A 2,976-nucleotide genomic window follows, 5' to 3' on the forward strand; every position below is an offset into this window, starting at 1 on the left:
TCATCGACCAGCCGGAAGTCCCGCTCCAGGCGATCGACGACCGACGTGTTCGCGCCCAGCAGCGCACGGTCGCTGCGCAGCAGGTACTCCAGCGCCGACTGCCACCACGCGAACTCCAGCTCGGCGGTCACCTGGTCTTCGGGCACGTGGCGCACCGACAGCTCGGTCAGCAAGGGCTCGAGTCCGAGCTCGGCGAGCTCGGTGCGCAGGGTCGCGCGCTCGACGAGGTTGTCGAACACGTCCGACTTGGCTGCGAGGCTCGCAAGCGTCCGCAGCAGCTGCGGGATGGGCATGTGGGTGAGCGACTGGGCGGCGCTGCGGCCGAGCACCGCGTCGAGCGCGGTCAGGTCGGCGTCGACGCGCTGCCACGCGGTGTGCACGTCGGCAAGTCCCAGCGGCACCTCGGGCAGCACGCCCGGCTCGACGTAGCGCTGCCATTCGGCGCGCTGCTGCTGCACGCGCAGCAGCCCCGCGTGCATGTCGGTGACGTGCATCCCGGGGCGCACGTACTCGCGGGCCAGCTTCTTGAGCCGTCGGCGGTTCGCCCCGGTCATCTCCGGCGCGTCGCGACGGTTGCCGTGCGCCTGGATCAACTCCGCGAGCGGCCGTTCGAAGACGGTCAGGCTGAATCGGTCAAGCGAGTCGCGCATGCCCTGCAGCAGTCGCAGGTAGCCGCCGAGCTCGGCGACGGTCTGGAACGGACGCATGCGCGTCTGGCCGATCAGCTCGTAGCCCCGCTCGAGCAGCGAGGGCACATCGGTGCGCTGCAGCCGCGAGGCGAGGGCGTGCGCGCCGCGGGCGTCTTCGGTCGTGGCGAAGCTGACGCCGTACCACGGCGAGTCGTCGGGGCCGAAGCGGAACTCCCCCAGCCGGGCGGCCGCCGCGAGCTTGGCGCCTGCCTCGGTTCGCCGGGTCGACAGTCGCACCAGTGTCGTGAGATCCAGCCGCGCGCTGGTCGAGGGCTGCGGATCCCGCGCGGCCAGCGTCGTAAGCGTGCGCAACGCCTCGAGCGGTGAGACGCCGATGGTCGGATGCCGGGTCGTCAGCGCCCCGCGGTAGTCGCGCAGCACACTGCGCAGACGCACGAGCGCGTCGTCGATGTCGGCGACCTTGGGCTGCTCGGCCTTCTCGTTGCGGGCGATCGCCCGCACGAGGTCGCGGTGAAGCTGCCGAGGAGTGACGGCGAGACCGGGCAGACCGATCCCGGCCAGACGGTGGCGCACGCCCTCGAGGGTCGAGCGGCGGGCGCTGACGACGAGCACCCGCTTTCCTTCCTGCACCAGGGACCCGACGGCGTTGATGACGGTCTGCGTGCCGCCGGTGCCGGGGAGGGTGTGCACGACGAGCGACTGCCCCGCCGCGATGCGGGCGAGCACGCCTTCCTGCTCGGAGTCGGCATCGAGCAGAAGCGTGTCGGCGGTGGGCGAGCGCTCGTCGGCACCGAGCATGGGCGGCACCGTGCGCACCGCGGTGAGCTGCTCACGGTCGGCGGCGTGGCCGGCGAGCGCGTTGAGCACCGGGTGGTCGAGGCGGGCGAGGTCGGTCTCCATCGCCGAGCCGACGTCGGCGAAGGTCGACACGACCAGCCGAGGCTGCACCGTGAAGGTGGGGATGCGCGCGGTGAGGGCGCGCAGATGGTCGATGACCGGCTGCGGCTTGAACACGCCGCCGTCATACGCGAGCGCGGCGAGCGCCCGGCCGTCGAGCTCGATGCCGAAGTGTGTGCGGGCGGCACGCACCAGCTCGGGGTTGATCGTGAACGAGCCGTGCAGCTTCAGCTCGAAGTCGCTGTGATGCCGACGGATCGCCAGCGGACGCAGCAGCACCGGGGCGCTGCAGGCGAGCCCGCCCATGCGCCAGGTGGCCAGGCCCACGGCCAGGTTCACGGTGTCGAGGCCACGCGCCGTGCGCAGTTCGACGTCGCGCGCCGTGATGCGCTCGGCGGCGAGCCGCGCGCCGCGGAGGGCCACCTCGTCGCGGAACAGGTTCGACAGCAGCGTGGAGCGACCGGTGATGAACTGCGGCAGGCTTCCCGGATGGGCCTTGGTGATCTCGATGCCCGCGTCGCCGGCGTCGACGTAGTGAAGGAGGCTGGACCGTCCGCCCAGGCGGGCCGCCTCATGCCTCAGTCGTGCCCGCTCGCCCTCGGCGACGTGCGTCACCGTCACACCGGGGTCGGCCACGCCGAGATCGCCGGGCGCCACAGACGCGGCACGATCCGCTTCCGCGGCATCCACCGTCGCACTGCCGTCTCCTCGCCACACACGAGCCAGACTAAGCCGACCGCGCCGCTGCGGCCGGACATGCACCCGAGTTTCGCGGTATTGCCCGACACGCCGGGCTATCGGCGCTTCCTCCCCCGCGGCGAATACGGGCGGCCCATCCCCCGATCGGGCCCCGTGCCCTCCGCAGCCGCAGACGCGCGGCCAGGATGGGCCTATGACCTCCAGCGCGTACTCGGTGCACCCGACACCGGTCGGCGACGCCCTCATCGTGATGAGCGATGAGGGCCTCGTCGCCCTCCAGCTGATCGACGGGCCGGCGGGCGATGCGCTCGCCGCCCTGTCGGCGGCACTCGGCGCCGTTCCCGACCGCGATCCCGCCGCGACCGGCCGGGTCGCCGCCGAGCTCGACGAGTACTTCGCCGGTCGGCGCCGCGCGTTCGACGTGCCGATCGACTGGGGCCTCACCAGGGGATTCATGCGCGAGGCGCTGCAGGTGGTGTGCCGCATCCCCTATGCCCAGACGGCGTCGTACGGCGAGGTCGCACTCGGCGCCGGCCACCCCAACGCTCACCGGGCCGTCGGCACCGCCTGCGCCCGCACCCCCTTCTCGCTGATCGTCCCCGTGCACCGGGTGGTGCGCTCCGACGGCTCGATCGGCGAGTATGGCGGCCGCCCCGGCATCAAGCGGTTCCTGCTCGACCTCGAAGCTGCGGCGGGCGAGTAGGCCGCCCGCATGCAGAGCGGCGCCCGG

General features: G+C 72.6%; 1 protein-coding gene and 1 pseudogene. One reads left to right on the top strand and one right to left on the bottom strand.

Translation table 11 applies throughout. From position 1 onward, the window contains the following. A pseudogene (locus NQ160_RS21660) lies at window positions 1-2,273 on the bottom strand (AAA family ATPase); the annotation flags it as partial. A gap of 166 nt (window positions 2,274-2,439) precedes the next feature. Between NQ160_RS21660 and NQ160_RS21665 the strand changes: the two are divergent. Continuing rightward, a complete protein-coding gene (locus tag NQ160_RS21665; protein ID WP_257517128.1) occupies window positions 2,440-2,949 on the top strand; it encodes a methylated-DNA--[protein]-cysteine S-methyltransferase in 510 nt (169 codons plus the stop codon). Window positions 2,950-2,976: the final 27 nt, after the last annotated feature.

Source organism: Microbacterium sp. zg.Y909 (assembly GCF_024626565.1).